This is a genomic window from Undibacterium sp. Ji42W (genome assembly GCF_049340405.1).
GTDB lineage: Bacteria > Pseudomonadota > Gammaproteobacteria > Burkholderiales > Burkholderiaceae_D > Undibacterium.
In genome coordinates this window covers 1-382 of the sequence record NZ_JBMPOV010000062.1, presented here as the reverse complement: position 1 = coordinate 382, position 382 = coordinate 1, and the positions used below count along the sequence as shown (strand labels likewise).

The 382-nt window shown below is 49.7% G+C and carries 1 protein-coding gene; it reads left to right on the top strand.

Annotation, left to right across the window (positions count from 1 at the left end; genetic code table 11):
• Positions 1 to 196 precede the first annotated feature (196 nt).
• Positions 197 to 382, top strand: a 186-nt coding sequence (locus ACO0LG_RS29600; protein ID WP_423032213.1) for a hypothetical protein, incomplete at its 3' end; no start/stop codon positions are given.

Genomic DNA, 382 nt, shown 5'->3' with positions numbered 1-382 from the left:
ATAAAACCCCCATTAACATCATTACTATCAACATCAATATCACAACCAATTTCAAATCGGCTATATATCACATGAATAAACTGTGCGGCATTTGTGTAACCTGCGCTTGATCACTCCAGATCACTCTACGAGTGATAGACAACAGCAACATCCTCTATAACAGCAACTGCAAAAGTGTCATGCAAGGAATCTCGCCTTGCAAGGCGAGATCGTTACGCGGGCGGGTAGCAGTGCTACCCGAAACCCCCGCTCCACCATGAGCATCAGCAGCACCGGCGTGATCAGCTGGTCCAGCCCAGTGTTAGGCAGCTTCAACGTCACCCTGCGTGCCGACAATGGCAAAGCCTATGCAGAACAACGCTACCTGCTCACCGTCAGTGAC